The organism is Cohnella mopanensis (assembly GCF_022352055.1).
GTDB classification, from domain to species: Bacteria; Bacillota; Bacilli; order Paenibacillales; family Paenibacillaceae; genus Cohnella; species Cohnella mopanensis.
This window is the reverse complement of the sequence record NZ_JAKRWM010000009.1, coordinates 192,788-210,263: the sequence shown is the minus strand read 5'-3', so window position 1 is coordinate 210,263 and position 17,476 is coordinate 192,788. Positions and strand designations below refer to the sequence as shown.

Here is a 17,476-nt window from a genome sequence, read left to right as displayed (position 1 = left end):
TTCTCTCTACAGGAGGCTGAACCATGATTGATTCAATTTACGGAGCGATAGCATTAGGGCTTCTCTACGCTTTAATGGCTCTCGGTGTCTACATAACATTCCGTATCCTTGATTTCCCGGATTTAACCGTAGATGGCAGCTTCGCTACTGGAGGAGCAATCGCCGCGATTATGATTACGCATGGCTATAGTCCGATTCTAGCAACGCTGGCCGCGTTCGGCGGCGGGCTCGTGGCTGGGGCCTGCACGGGTCTGCTCCATACGAAAGGGAAAGTAAATGGGTTGCTGGCAGGGATCTTGATGATGATTGCTCTTTATTCCATCAATATTCGGATCATGGGCAGGCCCAACGTTTCCGTCGTCAATACCGAAACCTTACTGTCGCCGATTATGAAACCAATTGGACTCTTTATTCTCGTAATGGGAATTGCCGTAGTGATCGTGAAGCTATTATTGGATGCATTCTTGCACACGGATCTAGGTCTGGCGCTAAGAGCAACCGGAGATAATGCCAGGATGATTCGAAGCTTTGGGGCCAATACGGATCGGACCAAAATTCTCGGAATCAGTTTGTCGAACGGATTGGTAGCGGTTTCCGGAGCATTAATCGCGCAACAAGGAGGCTTCGCCGATATATCGATGGGAGTCGGCATGATCGTGATCGGATTGGCGTCGGTTATTATCGGTGAAGCGATATTCGGAGCAAGATCGGTATTCATCGCTACGCTTGCGGTAGTGCTTGGTTCTATCGTGTATCGTATCGTGGTTGCCCTTGCTCTTCGGGTTGAACTGTTCAAATCCTCCGATCTCAAGCTAGTCACCGCGCTCATCGTCATCATAGCGCTCGTTGTTCCTTACGTGAATCGTTTGCTGAAGCAGAAGAGCGTTGCCCGTAGACGGTCTGCAGAGTTGCTGGCCACAGTCTCTCTGAAGAAAGGGGGCAAATCTTAAGTGTTGGATCTAGTGAACGTATCGAAATTGTTTAATCCGGGAACTCCGGATGAGAAAATCGCCTTGATGAACGCGAATCTACGGTTTAAGACAGGGGATTTCGTCACCGTAATCGGGAGTAACGGTGCTGGGAAGTCTACACTGATGAATATCATCTCAGGCGTAATGAAGCCGGATATCGGTGAAGTACGGATCGAAGGGAAAGCGATTCAGCACGTTCCAGAATACGAGAGAAGCCGGTGGATCGGGCGAGTTTTCCAGGATCCAATGGCGGGAACCGCTCCCCGGATGACGATAGAAGAAAATTTGACGATGGCTTATAAACGGGGCAAAACGCGCGGATTCGGCTGGGGAGCTACTTCGGCGAAAAGACAGCTTTTTCGGGAACATCTTAGCCGTCTAGGAATCGGCCTAGAGAATCGTATGAATGCTAAGGTCGGATTGTTATCCGGAGGGGAACGTCAAGCGTTAAGTCTGCTGATGGCAACCTTCACGAAGCCGGCAATATTGCTCTTGGACGAGCATACGGCGGCATTGGATCCGGCGAGGGCGGAGTTAATTACTCGATTGACCGACGAAATCGTACGGGAAATGAAATTGACGACGCTGATGGTTACCCATAATATGGAGCAGGCGATTCGGCTAGGCAACCGTTTGATCATGATGGATAAGGGACGCATTATTCTCGATATTCCGGAGGAAAAGAAGACGAATTTAACCGTCGCCCAACTTCTCGGAGAATTCGAGCAAATTAGCGGAAATAAGTTATCGGATGATCGAGTTATTCTCGGCTAGAAGAGACATTTTATTTTATTGTTGAATCATCGGGAATGAATGCGGTAAAATGAACTTATGTTCCTAGTATTTAGGAGCGATCGTGAGTCATTAGACCTATAATCGGGAAGGGGAAAGCCCGGTGAAGGATAAACATACGGAGCGTTGGAATACTTACGAACCCTTCCATGTTGTTCTAGGGGATAAGAAGGTAGCCGATATCATCATTACCAATCATGCTCGTACGCGTTGGACGGACCGGGTCGAGAACGAGAAAACCGGTTATTCCGATATTGCCGAGTATATGTGGGAATGCTTGAAGGAAGGCCGGATTGTCTCTTATTACCGCAATGAGCAGGATGTGTATACGATTGATGACGACCTCGTATTTGTTGCGGAATTCGCTGTAAGTGAAACCGAGACGGATCTTATCGGAAACCCTTTGCACAAAATGATCGTGGTTACGTTTCTTGGAAGAATGTCGGAAACGATGGAGTTGCGCGACTTGAAAACGTATTATTCCTGGTTGCGGCACTCCAGACGGATGACATTGATTAAGAATAATCGTAAACGCCGTTAAGGCATCCCAATATCACGAACAGCCGGGTTGGAGGCTCACCTCCCCCCGGCTGTTCGCGTGATGTGATATAGTTGAGTAAATAATCGGACGGAAGGCGGTGGAGCGAGCATGGCGTTGAACGTACATCAGCTTCATATTTTCTACACAGTGGCAGAGCGTGGAAGTTTCTCGGCGGCCGCGCAGGCTTTGCATATGACCCAACCCGCCGTTACGATGCAGGTTCAAGCGTTGGAAGAAAGATTCGGAACGAAACTGTTGAACCGGACGACCAAAAAGCTTGAACTGACGGAGGCTGGCCATCGGTTGTTGCCGCAAGCCCGTAAAGCAGTGGAGCTCATGCGGGATACGGATGAGATGATGGTTGCATTTATTGAGGAATTAAAAGGCCGGCTGCAATTCGCGGCGAGCTTAACAATAGGAGAATACGTATTGCCGAGTCTTCTCGGGCCTTTCTTGCGGCGGTTTCCGGATGTTACGGTCGATATGAAGGTCATGAATACGACGGAGATCATAGAGGCCGTGGCACATCAAGGGTTGGAATTCGGAATCATCGAAGCTCCTTGCGAGGTTCCGGGTCTTGAAGCGCAGTCCGTCATGGACGACGAGTTGTTGTTGATTACGCCAACGGACCATCCTTTTGCCTCGCGTGACGAGGTCACGCTCGAAGAGGTCATGCAAGAGCCGATGGTACTTCGGGAGAAAGGCTCAGGAACGCGCCAGATCATGGAGGAAGAGTTGCGCCGGCACGGAATTAGCGAAAGCGGTTTGCGCGTCGTTAGCGAATTCGGCAGCACGGGGGCGGTTAAGTCGGCGGTAGAAGCAGGATTAGGGCTGAGCCTGCTTTCCGTTTGGACGATAAAACATGAGCTGGCATTAGGCCTTCTCAAGCCGGTCAGGATCTCAGGCGTTAATTTTAGGCGGCAGTTCTATGCAGTCTGGTTGCAATCATCGCTTCTGTCGATGCCGGCTGCCGCTCTACTGAAAGATTTAAGGGGACTTTCCCATGGGAGATAGGGCTGATTTACATACCCATACGACCGCTTCGGATGGAATGTTCCCCCCGGCTGAAAATGTGCGACTTGCAAAGGAAGCGGGTCTCGCCGCGGTGGCCATCACAGACCATGATACGATCGCAGGAATTGAAGAGGCGTTAAATGCCGGAAAAAAATACGGAATCTCGGTTGTTCCGGGCATGGAGATTAGCACGTCGTCGGGAGGCAAAGAGATCCATGTTCTCGGCTACGGGATATCGACGGAAGATAAGGTTTTGTTGTCTCGATTGCTTGCATTAAGAAATGTAAGGAATCGTCGTAATGAGGAGATGCTCGGCAATCTAGCAGAGCTAGGCATGCACGTTTCCTATGAAGAGCTGGAAGCGGCGGCAGGCAAATCCCGTCTTGAGGATGGCTCGATCGGAAGACCGCATATTGCTCAGGTGCTTGTCGACAAAGGGTATGTTGCCGATAAGAAAGAAGCGTTCGATCGATGGCTTGGCGAAGGAATGCCGGCCTATGCGAGCTTGACGCGCATTAGTCCAATGGATGCGATTCAATGGATTCATGAGGCGGACGGGATTGCGATCATCGCTCATCCGGGATTGTATGGCGATGACGATGTGGTGTTAACGATGCTCGATGCCGGCGCGGATGGACTGGAGGCGTATCACACGGAGCACGATGCCCAGATGGAGCAACGTTACGCGGAGTGGGCGGAAAACCGCGGTAAGCTCGTGACGGGCGGTTCCGACTTCCATGGCGTGAAAGACGGAGTCGCTTTCCATGGCGCAATCGGAAGCCGCACAGTAGATTCATCCATCGTAAGCAAATTGCTGCGTAAGGGCTGACAGTGGCGTCGATTCCGGTAAAACCAAACTGCACGCCGCACAAGTGACTAATCCGGCTCTGTAGTCCGGCGAAACCGAACTGCACGTCGCCTGAAAGTAAAAAGTGGTGGAACAAGAGGCTGATCCTCATGTGTCCACCACTTTTTTATTTCACTATCGAAGGCATTCGCTGCACAAGGCTTTCGTCTGGCGTTACGAATAAAGTTTTCTGGCCTTCGTATATGACAAATCCGGGTTTCGCTCCATTCGGCTTGCGAACGTTACGAATGCGCGTATAGTCTACCGGCACGCTGCTGGAAGCCCTAGCTTTGCTATAGTAAGCGGCTAATACGGCGGCTTCGCGCAACGTTTCCTCTCCGTACTCCGCGCTGCGGATAAGCACGTGGGATCCCGGAATATCCTTCGTATGGAGCCAAGTATCCGTGGACATCGCCAAACGGTTGGTTACGTAATCATTTTGCGTATTGTTCTTGCCGACGTAGATCGGAATACCTTCGCTGGATGTGTAACAGAGAACGGAAGGAGTGTCTTTCTTCTTTTTCTTCATCCCCCGTTTCAAGCCGCGCTCCCGAATGTAGCCTTGCTCGATCAACTCTTCGCGTATTTCTCCGATATCGTTCGGCGTCGCCGATTCAAGGCCTTGCAGCACGGATGCTAAGTATTCCATTTCCGTTCTTGTCGATTCCATTTGCTCGGTGACGACGGAACGGCTGTTTTTCATCTTCGTGTATTTGCGGAAATAACGCTGAGCGTTCTCGTTCGGAGTGAGAAGAGGATCAAGCGCGATCGATATCGTTGGCTGGTCTTCCTCGTAGTAGTCAATGACATCAACGGTTTTATCGCCTCTCTTGAAAGCGTGAAGATACGCGGTAAGCAATTCTCCTAGCCGTCGCACATGATCGGCTTCTTCAGCTTCTTTGAGCGTATCTTGCAGCTTGAGCAGTTTTTTCTCGTTTTTGGCCATTTCATTCAATAGGAAACGGTTCAAGTCGGTCGTACGCTGACGGACCAAGTCTCGTGATGCCTTATCCCGATAAAATATTTCGAGGCATTGGTGCATGGAGTCGAAAGTTTTCGCTTCGCCTTTGGCATGCGTCAACGCAACGGCCGAGAATAAGGCTTTGCCATCCTCGGCGATGACTAGATTCGGCTCATAATCATTTTCCGATACCTTCCTCATCATTTGATCGAAGACAGTCCAAGGCTCTTGCTGCAAATTAGCCGCCCGATAGGCAATCTCGCGTGTAAGGAGCGGGCTTAGTCCCGTATAGGCATTAAGCAGGGTGGAAGAAATGGTGTTTACGTCAGACTGCCGCGCATCCGCAGGCAATGTATCCATTAAGGCTTCGAAGCTGGAGGAAGTCGCTTCGAGCGGATTGACTTTGTCCTGTGACGGAGGAGATACATAGGCGCTGCCCGGCAGGACGACCCTATAGCTGCTAATAGCCGGGGTGACATGCCGAATTCCGTCGTGAATAATACCGCTTGCCGGATCCAGCAAAATCAAGTTACTATGTCGTCCCATGATCTCCAGTACGATTGTTTTGAAGGAAGAGTCTCCCAGTTCGTCGCGATGGCGAACGTCGATTTCTACGATCCGCTCAAGGCCGACCTGCCGAACGGCTTCGATGACGCCGCCTTCGCAGTATTTGCGCAGGAGCATACAGAACATAGGCGGCTCTTGAGGATTCGCCCACGTTTGTTCGGTCCAATGAATTCGAGGCATCGAAGGATGCGCGGATAACAATAGCTTTCCGTTCACGCCTTGTCCTCTAATGTGCAGAATCAGTTCATTTTCTGTTGGTTGATATATTTTATGAATGCGTGCTTTGACGCTTGCTTGCAGCTCGTGTACGAGCGCTCGGGTAACGATTCCGTCCAATGACATAGCGGTTGCTCCTGTTACATCGCTTCGGATGCGTGATTTTCTGTCTTCCTATGATGCCACACATCGAACCAAAGGGAAAGCTTTGACCTCCGATGAGGACAACCAAGCGGGATATTTCCCGGCTTGTCTGAATACACATAGGTCATAAATGCGGATAGACGGAAGGGGATGACCATCGTGGAAGGAAAGGCATGGCATCAGCTTAGCGAGGAACAAATGATGACGACGCTCGATTCTGATGCCAAGAACGGTCTGACGGCGGAAGAAGCGTCCAATCGATTGCAAACGTTAGGGCCTAATGAGTTAGCGGAAAAACAGGGAGAATCTCCTCTCAAGCTATTGCTGAACCAATTCAAGGATTTTATGGTGCTCGTGTTGTTAGGGGCAACCGTTATCTCCGGTTTGCTCGGGGAAATGCTGGATGCTCTTACTATCGTTGCGATTATTCTAATTAACGGAATACTGGGCTTTTACCAGGAATTTCGGGCGGAACGGTCGCTCCGCGCGCTTAAGGAGTTGTCCGCCCCGTCCGCGAATGTCATTCGAGGAGGACAATACCATCAGATCGCCGCGCGCGATCTCGTAGCGGGCGATATCGTCTTGCTGGAGAGCGGGGATCGGGTGCCGGCGGATTTGCGTTTCTTGGAATGCAATGAATGCTCGATCGATGAGGCTGCTTTAACCGGAGAATCGGTACCGGTCGTTAAGCAGGCTGTACGCATTATTACGGAAGAGCTTCCTCTCGGAGACCGTAAAAACTGCGGGTACTTGGGGACGATGGTTACGAGAGGCACGGCTAAAGGCATCGTGACCGTCACCGGAATGCAGACGGAAATGGGCAAAATCGCTAATCTCATCCAGCAGACGGAAGAGGCGGATACGCCGCTTCAACATCGGTTGGAGCAGCTCGGCAAAATACTGATCGTCGTCGCGATTATATTGACGGTCGTCGTCGTGCTTGCAGGGATTATGCATGGACAGCCAATCTATGAAATGTTCTTAGCCGGCGTAAGCTTGGCCGTTGCCGCTATTCCGGAAGGATTGCCGGCAATCGTAACGATCGCTCTCGCGCTTGGCGTTCAGCGGATGATCAAACGAAGGGCAATCGTTCGCAAGCTGCCATCTGTTGAGACGCTCGGCTGCGCCTCCGTCATTTGTTCGGACAAAACCGGAACGTTGACGCAAAATAAAATGACCGTTACCCAGCTATGGCTTGGCGGGAGAGCAATCGAGGTTACCGGCGAGGGCTACGAACCGTTCGGATTGCTCAAGGAAGCGGGCAAAGGCATTGACGCCAAGGGAGACGCTGCGCTGCGCAGATTAACCCAGATCGCGGCTTTATGCAATAACTCGGATTTGTCCCAGCAGGAGAAGACGGAGGATCCGAAAAAACGCAAATCCGGCAAGGGCGAACAACCCGCTGCAGGAGAAGCGCTGGAATGGCGGATCAAGGGGGATCCGACGGAGGGTGCCTTACTCGTGCTCGCAGCCAAAACGGGTATGGTTAAATCCGCCTTGCAGAGCCTGTATACCAGAGTGAAAGAATTTCCTTTCGACGCGGAACGCAAACGGATGTCCGTGATGGTCTCCCACCAAGGCGGCAAGCTGATGTGCACGAAAGGGGCGCCGGATTTGCTTGTCGGTAAATGCGCTTACGTGTTATGGGGAGACCAAGTCGTGCCTTTTACGGGGACGTTGAAGCAAAAGGTGATCACGGCAAACGAAGGAATGGCCAAAGATTCGTTGCGCGTCCTCGGTTTAGCTTATCGCGAAGTGAAGCATCACGAGGAATGCAGTAACAGCGACCAAGCCGAAAGCGGGCTCATTTTCGTCGGATTGACGGGCATGATGGATCCGCCGCGCAAGGAAGTAAAAGAAGCGATCTATAAGTGCCGCCAGGCTGGGATCAAGACCGTGATGATCACGGGAGATCATGGTACGACGGCGGAAGCAATCGCCAAGACGCTCGGTATCATGGGGCGTGGAGGTCGAGTCGTCACAGGTGCAGAACTGTCCGGCATGAACGACGAAGAGCTAGAAAAAATCGCGGACGACGTTCAGGTATACGCTCGCGTGTCCCCCGAACATAAGCTAAGAATCGTCCAAGCCCTACAGCGGCGGGGTCATGTGGTCGCGATGACGGGAGATGGCGTTAACGATGCGCCAGCCGTCAAAGCGGCGGATATCGGAATCGCCATGGGCATATCGGGAACGGACGTGACGAAAGAAGCTTCCGCGCTTGTCCTAGCTGACGATAATTTTTCCAGCATCGTGGCCGCCGTTGAGGAAGGCAGAGGAATCTACGAGAACATCCGCAAATTTATCCGGTATTTGTTGGCGTCCAACGTCGGAGAAATCATGACGATGTTCATGGCGATGATGGCCGGATTCCCGTTGCCGCTCGTTCCGATTCAGATTTTATGGGTGAACTTGGTGACCGACGGATTGCCTGCCATGGCACTCGGAGTCGATCAAGCGGAGAGCGACCTGATGCAACATAAGCCGCGCTCCGCCAAAGAAAATATTTTCGCGAGACGCTTGGGCTGGAAAATCATAAGCCGCGGTATTCTAATCGGCGTATGCACCTTGGGGGCTTTTATCATCGCCTTGAAAGCGGGGGCCGGGCATTCGGATCAGCTCGTGCACGCGCAAACCGTGGCATTTGCCACGTTGGTTATGGCACAGCTCATTCACGTATTCGATTGTCGAAGTTCCCGCTCCATCTTCCACCGCAAGCTGCTCGAAAATAAATTTCTCGTGCTGGCAGTGTTGTCTTCCTTGGTACTGATGTTAGCGGTGCTTTACGTGGAGCCGCTTCAACCGGTATTCAAAACCGTTCCTCTCGATCTGAGGGATTGGGCGCTTGTCCTCGTAGCGGCGGGTATTCCTACGTTCGCGATGGGAATCGGAAGCGTGCTCGGGACGTCGAAGCCGAAGAAAAAGAGCAACAGGATTACGTACGGCGGAAATTCCGCGCCGCCCTCTATCGCGAGATAATGTACAAAGAAGAAGCCCTGGGCCGAACTTCGATTCGGAACAGGGCTTCTTTCTTTGAATCTGCGATACTCTGGCTTTTAAACTCAGGCTTCTATGACGACAAACTCATGAGGATTGGATCGAATGAATGAGCTAATGATTCCATGACTCAATGGCGCGATTAGCTGAAAACGATCAAATAGAGAGACAACGTTAATATGAAGTTCCTCATCCTTATCCAAGTCACTCATGGAAGCGTCGCTCCATTGCTTGCTTAGCTTGAGGTTCCTCGCTTGGAGAATTTCTTTTGTCTCCTCAAGCAGCTGATGCATAGCGTGATCTCCGAAAAAACTTAACCCGCCCATAACCCCGTACCAATAACCCGGTTGATCTAGCAAATAGGACATCCAGCAGTAAAATTCCGCCGCGGAGTTTTTCGCGTGGTCGTACATGACCCTGAACATGCATAGTGCTTGTTGCCCTTTATTCAGTTCCGAGATGACTTGGGTCTTGATCGGTAAGTTCTTCCCGCGGATTTGCTGGAAGATCGGCTCCATGCAAGCCCGACCCAAACTGTCTTCGCTTAATAAATCGAAGTCCCTTTGCTTCATTTTCACTAATGTCATTTAATCTCTCCTTTTTTTGACTGACATGAATGTCAATAAAAAGAGTAAAATTTTTTATTTTTTTAATACGGCCGAAGCCGAATGTACGATTTGGTCGAGAACGGTCGTCAACTGTTGCTTTACTTCCTGCTCTTCAGCGCCCTTCGATAGGAGATCCTGCTGCAACTGGTCTAAGTAACTAGTTCCGTGGGAAACCGCGCCCCAGAATTGTAAAGCCATCAGATTGGCGTCGCCTTGATGTATCGTGCCTTGCTTTATGCCAATGTCTACGGCTTGCTTCATCGGCTGAATAAAGCTCTTCATCCATTCGAACGGCGAGAACTCCTCGGGTGAATACAAGTAATGAATATCAAGGCTGATTCTCGAGTAGAAGCGGGAGGTCGCTGGGTCTTCTAGCACTTGTTTGCATACCATCCTCGCATATCCCTCAAACAATTCAAGGGAAGAACCCTCTTGCTTGAAATAGGTTTCCGTAAACTTCTGCGTTCCGTCCATCATGGAATCATAAAGTTCGCGGAATAAGAGCTGCTTTGATTTGAAATAGTGGTACACCAGTCCGCGCGCCAGACCGGCCTTTTCCGCGATTTCTCCGATTTCAGAAGCAGCGTAGCCTTTCTCCGCATATACGATTATGGCTGCACGCAAAATTTCCTGCGAGCGTTGCTTACGGATTTCTTCGTTTTGTTCCTTTGTGCGTGGGGACATGTTGGATTCCTCTTTTTCATTGACATTCATGTTAATCAAAAATATATCGTACCGCATATCCACTGTCAATGAGCGGATGTCTAATGATGCTGTCTAATGAAAAGCCATCGTGTATAATGGACGATATTGAATAAGCCAAGCAGGAGGAAAAGAACAAATGTACATAGGAAAAAAGCTGTTGCTGTTAGGCTCCGGGGAGTTAGGAAAAGAAGTGATTATCGAAGCGCAACGCCTCGGAATCGAGACCGTAGCGGTGGATCGTTACGACCATGCGCCGGCCATGCAAGTCGCTCACCGGAGCTACGTAATCGATATGCTGGATCGTCAAGCGCTTCGCGAAGTCGTAGAGCGCGAGAAGCCGGACCTGATCGTGCCGGAGATCGAGGCGATAGCCACAGCCGAGCTCGTGAAGTTGGAGGAAGAAGGGTATCGCGTCATCCCGACCGCTCGCGCAGCGCAGTTGACGATGGATCGCGAAGGCATTCGCAGACTGGCTTCCGAGACGCTCGGACTGCCGACGGCGGGCTACCGTTTCGCGGACACGTATGAGCAATTCGCGCAAGCGGCTAGGGAAATGGGATTCCCGTGCGTCGTTAAGCCGCTTATGAGTTCATCCGGCAAAGGGCAAAGCGTCTGCCGGTCGGAAGAGGATTTGGACCGTTGCTGGACGATCGCGATGGAAGGCGGCCGCGTTCAACAGGCAAGAGTCATCGTGGAGGAATTCATTACGTTCGAATCGGAAATTACGTTGTTGACGGTACGCGCCGCTAACGGAACCTTGTTCTGTCCTCCGATCGGCCATATTCAGAAGGACGGAGATTACATCGAATCCTGGCAGCCCCACGAGATGACGGACGAACAAATCGCGGAAGCCAAAAGGATCGCCGGCGTTATTACGGACGCTCTCGGAGGTACGGGTATTTTCGGAGTGGAGCTGTTCCTTGCCAAGGATAAAGTATATTTCAGCGAAGTTTCCCCGCGCCCGCACGATACGGGATTAGTGACTTTGGTAAGTCAGAACTTGTCCGAGTTCGCGCTTCATGTGCGCGCGATATTGGGATACCCGATCCCGGAAATCTATGTCACCGCGCCAGGCGCGAGCCGCCCGCTTAAAGCGGCGGAGGAGCTAGGCGAATACCGGATCGAGGGAATCGGCGAAGCTTTGTCCGTTCCGCAAACGCAGTTGCGCGTATTCGGCAAGCCGGTAACGAAAGTCGGCCGACGAATGGCCGTCGCGTTATCTACGGGCGATTCAGTGGCGGAGGCGCGCGAAAGAGCGGCAAAAGCGCTAGCTTCCCTTCGTATTCAAGCGGAATAACGTTCCGGATAGTCGGAAAAGTGCAAATAAACGGAGGATTGTTGTATGCTCATCCCGCCGAATGACCGTTATGATTAAGGGAGAAACCGGATCATATCGGGCTTATATTCTCGGGAGGTATTGCAATGGAATTCACGAAAATGCACGGACTTGGCAACGACTTCATCATCGTTGCCGGAGAGCAAGCTCTGCCTAATAACGTTGCGGAATTGGCCGTCCAGTTATGCAATCGATTTTTCGGTATCGGCGCTGACGGCTTAGTATACATTTTGCCTTCCGTTAATGCCGACTTTAAGATGAGAATCATCAACTCCGACGGTTCTGAAGCGGAGCAATGCGGAAATGCGATCCGTTGCGTGGCGAAGTATGTGTACGATAGAGGGTTAACGAACAAAACAGAGCTGACAATCGAGACGTTAGGAGCGGGCGTCCAGCCGGTTCAATTGCAAACAACGGCGGGAGAAGTCGAACGAGTTACCGTTGATATGGGGCAACCGATCTTGAACGGACTGGACGTGCCTACGACGATCGATGCGAATCCGGTTATCGGCCATACCGTATCCGTGGACGGGCGGGAGTTCGCTTTTACGGCTGTGTCGATGGGTAATCCTCATTGCGTCATCTACGTGGACGATGCTCCCGGATTCGATCTGGCGACATGGGGGCCAAAGCTGGAGAAGCATCCGCTATTTCCGCGCAAGATTAACGTGGAGTTTGCAACCGTTAATTCACGCAGCCAAGTGGACATGCGCGTGTGGGAGCGCGGAGCGGGTCCGACGCTTGCATGCGGAACGGGCGCTTGCGCGACGCTTGTATCTTCCTTCTTGAACGGACATACCGATCGCAAAGCGACCGTTTCCCTTGCCGGGGGCGATCTATTCATCGATTGGAAGGAAGACAACAATCGGATATATATGACGGGTCCTGCGGCGTTCGTGTTTACGGGTAAAGTCTAAGCTTTAATAACGATAATTGTTGAAACTGTCTCTATGCGGAAGGAAGTTCATCTGCGGAGGCAGTTTTTTTAGCCCATTTTTCGTTAAGAGGTTTACAAGGTGGGGAGGACTATGTTAATGTTTATTTCGATAAACATAGAAATATATTGTTCGAAGCCGAGGTGAGTAGAAGATGGTTGAAGAGAACGCGGAAATCACGCAAGCGGTTAAAGTGTACAAAGCACTAGGGGAGCCGACCAGGTTGAAAATCGCTTTACTGCTAACCGAAGAGAAAAATTTGTGCTGTTCCGATATCGGGGGCAAGCTTGAATCCGTGGCCGGTTCAACTTTGTCGCACCATCTGAAGCAGCTTACGGATTGCGGATTGCTCAATCTCCGCAAGGACGGAACGTATATTTACTATAGCGTTAATCGCGAGATGGCGGAGAAGTACGCGCCTTATTTGCTGGTGTAATTTTTTTTAGCCAATATTTCTATATATTTAGAAATATAAAAACAGAGAAAAATACTGGAGTGGAGAGAGGAGCTTTAAAGCATGACGAATTCTTGGAAAATTTACATGCTGGCAGCCGTTAGCTTCCTGGTCGGAACGTCGGAAAACATTATCGCGGGAATTTTGGATAGGGTTGCCGGAGACATGGGGGTATCGTTAGCTGCGGCAGGACAGTTAATTACGGTATTCTCTCTGGCCTATGCATTCGGGACTCCGATCATCATGGCCTTAACGGCGAGAGTAGAACGTAGAAAACTTATGCTTGCGGCATTGGGGGTATTCATCGTCGGAAACTTGTTGGCGGTATTGTCCTCGGGGTATATTTCGCTGATCGGGTCTAGGATTATTCTGGCAATTAGCACGGGAGTGTTCGTAGTGGTCGCGCTCACGGTCGCTACCCGATTGGCGCAACCGGGCAAACAAGGAAGCGCGATTGCGACGTTGGTCATGGGGTTTAGCACTTCGCTAATCGTCGGCGTCCCCCTTGGAAGAGTAATTGCCTCGGCTTATGATTGGAAATTGATTTTCGCCGGTATCGGAGTTCTTGGCTTATTGGCCATGATCGCCGTTCTTCGCTTAATTCCCCAATCGGAAGGAGAAGCCCCGATTCCGGTTCGCTCCCAGCTCGCCCTGTTCAAAAATCCTCGAATCGCCACGGCGCTTTCGATCACGTTCTTCTGGATTTTCGGCTATTCAATCGTCTACACGTACATTTCGCCTTATTTGCTCAATATTACCGGAATGAGCGAACGGGGAGTGAGCATCGCGCTGTTCGCCTTCGGAATAGCCAGCTTGATAGGCTCCAAGTTAGGCGGCTACAGCACCGATAAGTGGGGAATCTCGCGAACGTTGATCGGAGGCATGCTGCTGCATTCGGGCGTACTCTTCCTGCTAACCGCGTTCTCGCAATCTGCTGTATGGATGTTTCCAATTCTTATGCTCTGGGCGTTCTCCGCTTGGTCGTCCGGCCCTACCCAGCAATATTATCTGATTACATTAGCGCCTGAAGCTTCAGGCATCATGCTGAGCTTAAACTCTTCCGTTCTGCAGTTGGCGATGGCCGCGGGGGCGGGAATCGGCGGAGTCATCGTGGAAAGCGTGTCTTTAACCGCGGTTGGTTGGTTTGGCGCAATTGGGGTTGCGATAGCCGCGCTACTCGCCGGAGTTTCGTTCGGATTAACGCGAGCGCAGGCCAGGAAAAAGTGTCCGATTGCCGGGGTCGAACCGGAGGTTTCTTCAACTTAACGATACCAAGAATGACAACCCGATCAATCCGGTCGGGTTTTTCCATTTTCCCCGAGACGAAATTGTGCTACATTTAGAATACTTTATCGAGGAAATGGATGGGAAGCATCATGAAACCGGATTTACGTTCGGCGCTAGCCCTTAAGCCCTTGGTCGGCGACGGCGCGATGGCCACTTACTTATATCAGCTAGGTTTGCCCGTAGGGGTGTCGTTCGAGGAATTCAATTTGCTCAAACCGGACGTGATCGCGGACGTGCATCGTCGCTATGCCGCCGCCGGGGCGGAAATAATCGAGACGAATACGTATTCCGCGCAACAAAATAAATTGGCTAAATACGGCTTGGAGAAGAGAACAGAGGAAATTAATGCCGCAGGCGTAGCGATTGCGCGTAAAGCCGTAGGACAAGAGGCGTACGTCGTCGGCTCGATCGGGGCTGTTAGGGGCGGCGCAGGCAAAAACGTCAGAACGGCGATCGTGAAACGGGATTTCGAGGAGCAGATCGGCGCGTTGCTCGGCTCAGGCGTAGACGGCTTATTATTGGAAACGTTTTTCGATCTTGAAGAGCTATCATTAGCGTTATCTATTATTCGTAAACAAAGCGATATTAGCGTCATCTGCCAGTTCGCCGTCGAGGATGCCGAAAGAACGCATGACGGAATACCGCTGCCTGAAGCTTTTCGTAGGTTGAAGGGGGAGGGGGCCGACGTGATCGGCTTCAACTGCCGCAGCGGTCCTAACGGAATTCTGCGCGCGCTTCAGACGATTCCTCGGGATTTGGGCGTACCGTTAAGCGTATTCCCTAATGCCGGCATTCCGGATTACGTCGACGGCCAAGTCGTCTATTCGGCCACGCCGGAATACTTCGCCTCTTCCGCCATTCAATTCGCGAATGCGGGAGCACGATTGATCGGGGGATGCTGCGGTACGACCCCGGAGCATATTTCCGCGATTGCGGGGGCGCTTAAAGGATATGACCCGATCGCGCAACAGGCAGCTTCTGCGAATGCGATCCCTGTGAAGCAGGTTGAAGTTATCGAGGTAAAACCTTCAGACGTAAACGATAGTAACGAGCCGCCGCAAGTTGCGGAGCCTAGCATTGTGGATCTCGTGAGGAAACGGCACACGGTCATCGTCGAATTGGACCCTCCTCGTGATTTGGATATAACGAAATTCATGGCTGGCGCCCAAGCGCTGAAGGATGCCAAGGCGGACGCCTTAACGATGGCGGACAATTCGCTTGCGGTGACGAGGATGAGCAATATGGCGCTTGCCGCGTTGTTGAAAGAACGGGTAGGCATTCGTCCGCTTGCGCATATTGCATGCCGCGACCGTAACTTGATCGGCACGCAAACGCATATGATGGGCTTTGACGCACTCGGAATCGACCATGTGCTAGCGGTTACGGGGGATCCCGCCAAATTCGGGGATTTGCCTGGTTCCAGTTCGGTATACGATCTAACTTCGTTCGAGATTATTCGGATGATCAAGCAATTAAACGAAGGAATAGCATTCTCGGGCAAAGCGCTTAAGCAGAAGGCTAAGTTCGTCGTAGGCGCAGCCTTCAATCCGAACGTCAAGCATCTGGACAAAGCGGTTCAGCGTCTGGAACGCAAAATATCGGCGGGCGCCGACTATATTATGACCCAGCCCGTGTACGATCCGGAGCTGATCGTTCGCGTCGCGGAAATGACGAAACACTTGAGTATTCCGATTTTCATCGGCATTTTCCCGCTTGCTAGCGGACGTAATGCGGAATATCTTCACAACGAGGTGCCGGGCATTCAACTTTCCGATGCCGTTCGGCAACGGATGAGCGGCTTGGAAGGCGCGGCCGGTCGCGCCGAAGGCGTGAAAATCGCGGAGGAACTGCTCGATGTCGCGATGGAACATTTTAACGGGATCTATTTAATGACCCCTTTCATGGCTTATGAGATGACCGTATCCTTGACCGAATATGTCAGAAGCAAGAGTAAGAGCGTGATTTCCGACAAGTAACCTGCGCCATCCTCTTGTCCCACTTTGGGATTTGAAGTACAATAAAGCAATATATCGTTAATGAGAGTTGAATAACCTCTCATAGATGAAGAGAATAGGCATTTTCAAGCCTGCAGTATGCGGGGAGCCGCTTTCGGCAACACTGGAAGCGATGCTTGGTATCCCGCCTATACGCTGTTTGGTAGGAATGACCGGAGGGAAAGTGCTAATCATGGCGATCAAGCTGATTAATATCGGATTTGGCAATATCGTTTCAGCGAATCGGATTATTTCAATCGTCAGTCCGGAATCGGCTCCGATTAAACGGATTATTCAAGAAGCACGTGACCGTCACATGTTGATCGATGCGACTTATGGTCGACGGACTCGGGCTGTCATCATTACCGACAGCGATCACGTTATTTTGTCGGCAGTCCAGCCGGAGACGGTTGCACACCGGTTGTCTACCAAAGACGACGAACACGATGAATGAATTGGGGAACACCATGAGCAGAGGAATATTATTCGTATTATCCGGACCTTCAGGAGTGGGCAAGGGCACAGTCTGCGCCGCGTTGCGCCGCAAGCTGCCTGATCTAATCTATTCCGTCTCGGCAACGACCCGGACTCCCCGGGAAGGCGAACTGGACGGAGTCAATTATTTCTTCAAGACTCGCGAGCAGTTTCACCAAATGATAGAGGCGGACGCGCTGTTAGAGCATGCAGAGTACGTCGGCAACTACTATGGTACGCCGCGCGACTTCGTGGAGAAGACGCTTTCCGAAGGAAAGGATATTATTCTAGAAATCGAAGTGCAGGGAGCGTTGAAGGTAAGGGAGAAATTCGCCGGCGGCGTATTTATTTTCCTAATGCCGCCTTCCTTGAACGAGTTGAAGCAAAGAATCGTAGGCAGAGGGACGGAGTCTCAAGCCACGATCGACCACCGATTATCGGTTGCCGTGGAAGAAATGAATTTGCTGCACCATTACGATTACGCTGTCGTAAACGACGAGATCGATCAGGCGTGCGACCGCATCCGCTCCATCATTACGGCGGAGCATTGCAAGCGGGAGAGATTTCTAGGCGAGCTGTTTCAGCAGCTTGAGGTCGTCAATACCGCAGACAACGTCTGAAAGAGGTGATATC

General features: G+C 51.4%; 16 protein-coding genes. 13 read left to right on the top strand and 3 right to left on the bottom strand.

The features are described 5' to 3' along the window. Positions 1-23 precede the first annotated feature (23 nt). The 5 genes from L3D05_RS15560 (at position 24) to L3D05_RS15540 (ending at position 4,147) form a co-directional block, all read left to right on the top strand. Positions 24-950 (top strand): ABC transporter permease, encoded by a 927-nt coding sequence (locus L3D05_RS15560; RefSeq protein ID WP_239617209.1) that lies wholly within the window; start codon positions 24-26, stop codon positions 948-950. Next, positions 951-1,745, top strand: a complete 795-nt coding sequence (locus tag L3D05_RS15555; RefSeq protein ID WP_239617208.1) for an ABC transporter ATP-binding protein — start codon at positions 951-953, stop codon at positions 1,743-1,745. Between the two features lie 121 nt (positions 1,746-1,866). After that, positions 1,867-2,304, top strand: a complete 438-nt coding sequence (locus tag L3D05_RS15550; RefSeq protein ID WP_239617206.1) for a hypothetical protein — start codon at positions 1,867-1,869, stop codon at positions 2,302-2,304. A gap of 108 nt (positions 2,305-2,412) precedes the next feature. Then, positions 2,413-3,318, top strand: a complete 906-nt coding sequence (locus L3D05_RS15545; RefSeq protein ID WP_239617205.1) for a LysR family transcriptional regulator — start codon at positions 2,413-2,415, stop codon at positions 3,316-3,318. Next, positions 3,308-4,147 (top strand): PHP domain-containing protein, encoded by an 840-nt coding sequence (locus L3D05_RS15540; protein WP_239617203.1) that lies wholly within the window; start codon positions 3,308-3,310, stop codon positions 4,145-4,147. Before L3D05_RS15545 ends, L3D05_RS15540 begins: the two co-directional genes overlap by 11 nt. Positions 4,148-4,292: 145 nt before the next feature. Here the strand turns inward: L3D05_RS15540 and L3D05_RS15535 are convergent, their stop codons facing one another. After that, on the bottom strand, positions 4,293-6,035 hold the full coding sequence (locus tag L3D05_RS15535; RefSeq protein WP_239617202.1) for an Rqc2 family fibronectin-binding protein: 1,743 nt from the start codon (positions 6,033-6,035) through the stop codon (positions 4,293-4,295). 177 nt (positions 6,036-6,212) lie between these two features. Between L3D05_RS15535 and L3D05_RS15530 the strand changes: the two genes are divergently transcribed. After that, positions 6,213-9,032 carry a calcium-translocating P-type ATPase, SERCA-type gene (locus L3D05_RS15530; RefSeq protein ID WP_239617200.1) on the top strand — a complete coding sequence of 940 codons (2,820 nt, stop codon included), beginning with the start codon at positions 6,213-6,215 and terminating at the stop codon, positions 9,030-9,032. Positions 9,033-9,115: 83 nt separating this feature from the next. Here the strand turns inward: L3D05_RS15530 and L3D05_RS15525 are convergent, their stop codons facing one another. Together L3D05_RS15525 and L3D05_RS15520 are read right to left on the bottom strand one after the other, a co-directional pair. Next, complete coding sequence (locus L3D05_RS15525; protein WP_239617199.1) at positions 9,116-9,637, bottom strand: hypothetical protein; 522 nt, start codon at positions 9,635-9,637, stop codon at positions 9,116-9,118. 54 nt (positions 9,638-9,691) lie between these two features. Beyond that, a complete protein-coding gene (locus L3D05_RS15520) occupies positions 9,692-10,342 on the bottom strand; it encodes a TetR/AcrR family transcriptional regulator (RefSeq protein WP_239617197.1) in 651 nt (216 codons plus the stop codon). 157 nt (positions 10,343-10,499) lie between these two features. Here L3D05_RS15520 and purT point away from each other — a divergent pair, with 157 nt between their 5' ends. The 7 genes from purT to gmk all read left to right on the top strand — a co-directional run bounded on the left by purT (position 10,500) and on the right by gmk (position 17,463). Further along, a complete protein-coding gene (gene purT, locus L3D05_RS15515) occupies positions 10,500-11,660 on the top strand; it encodes a phosphoribosylglycinamide formyltransferase 2 (protein ID WP_239617195.1) in 1,161 nt (386 codons plus the stop codon). Between the two features lie 125 nt (positions 11,661-11,785). Continuing rightward, a complete protein-coding gene (gene dapF / locus L3D05_RS15510) occupies positions 11,786-12,616 on the top strand; it encodes a diaminopimelate epimerase (RefSeq protein ID WP_239617194.1) in 831 nt (276 codons plus the stop codon). Positions 12,617-12,788: 172 nt separating this feature from the next. Further along, positions 12,789-13,070 (top strand): ArsR/SmtB family transcription factor, encoded by a 282-nt coding sequence (locus L3D05_RS15505; protein ID WP_239617191.1) that lies wholly within the window; start codon positions 12,789-12,791, stop codon positions 13,068-13,070. Between the two features lie 81 nt (positions 13,071-13,151). Next, on the top strand, positions 13,152-14,354 hold the full coding sequence (locus L3D05_RS15500) for an MFS transporter (RefSeq protein WP_239617189.1): 1,203 nt from the start codon (positions 13,152-13,154) through the stop codon (positions 14,352-14,354). 110 nt (positions 14,355-14,464) lie between these two features. Continuing rightward, complete coding sequence (locus L3D05_RS15495; protein ID WP_239617188.1) at positions 14,465-16,351, top strand: bifunctional homocysteine S-methyltransferase/methylenetetrahydrofolate reductase; 1,887 nt, start codon at positions 14,465-14,467, stop codon at positions 16,349-16,351. Between the two features lie 211 nt (positions 16,352-16,562). Further along, positions 16,563-16,823, top strand: coding sequence for an extracellular matrix/biofilm regulator RemA (gene remA, locus L3D05_RS15490; RefSeq protein WP_027084220.1), 261 nt, complete (start codon positions 16,563-16,565; stop codon positions 16,821-16,823). 13 nt (positions 16,824-16,836) lie between these two features. Then, on the top strand, positions 16,837-17,463 hold the full coding sequence (gmk, locus tag L3D05_RS15485; protein WP_239617186.1) for a guanylate kinase: 627 nt from the start codon (positions 16,837-16,839) through the stop codon (positions 17,461-17,463). Positions 17,464-17,476: the final 13 nt, after the last annotated feature.

Coding starts and splice junctions, on each gene's coding strand:
- L3D05_RS15560 (WP_239617209.1), top strand. CDS start 24: ATGATTGATTCAATTTACGGAGCGATAGCATTAGGGCTTCTCTACGCT.
- L3D05_RS15545 (WP_239617205.1), top strand. CDS start 2,413: ATGGCGTTGAACGTACATCAGCTTCATATTTTCTACACAGTGGCAGAG.
- L3D05_RS15540 (WP_239617203.1), top strand. CDS start 3,308: ATGGGAGATAGGGCTGATTTACATACCCATACGACCGCTTCGGATGGA.
- L3D05_RS15535 (WP_239617202.1), bottom strand. CDS start 6,035: ATGTCATTGGACGGAATCGTTACCCGAGCGCTCGTACACGAGCTGCAA.
- L3D05_RS15525 (WP_239617199.1), bottom strand. CDS start 9,637: ATGACATTAGTGAAAATGAAGCAAAGGGACTTCGATTTATTAAGCGAA.
- L3D05_RS15520 (WP_239617197.1), bottom strand. CDS start 10,342: ATGTCCCCACGCACAAAGGAACAAAACGAAGAAATCCGTAAGCAACGC.
- purT (WP_239617195.1), top strand. CDS start 10,500: ATGTACATAGGAAAAAAGCTGTTGCTGTTAGGCTCCGGGGAGTTAGGA.
- dapF (WP_239617194.1), top strand. CDS start 11,786: ATGGAATTCACGAAAATGCACGGACTTGGCAACGACTTCATCATCGTT.
- L3D05_RS15505 (WP_239617191.1), top strand. CDS start 12,789: ATGGTTGAAGAGAACGCGGAAATCACGCAAGCGGTTAAAGTGTACAAA.
- L3D05_RS15500 (WP_239617189.1), top strand. CDS start 13,152: ATGACGAATTCTTGGAAAATTTACATGCTGGCAGCCGTTAGCTTCCTG.
- L3D05_RS15495 (WP_239617188.1), top strand. CDS start 14,465: ATGAAACCGGATTTACGTTCGGCGCTAGCCCTTAAGCCCTTGGTCGGC.
- remA (WP_027084220.1), top strand. CDS start 16,563: ATGGCGATCAAGCTGATTAATATCGGATTTGGCAATATCGTTTCAGCG.
- gmk (WP_239617186.1), top strand. CDS start 16,837: ATGAGCAGAGGAATATTATTCGTATTATCCGGACCTTCAGGAGTGGGC.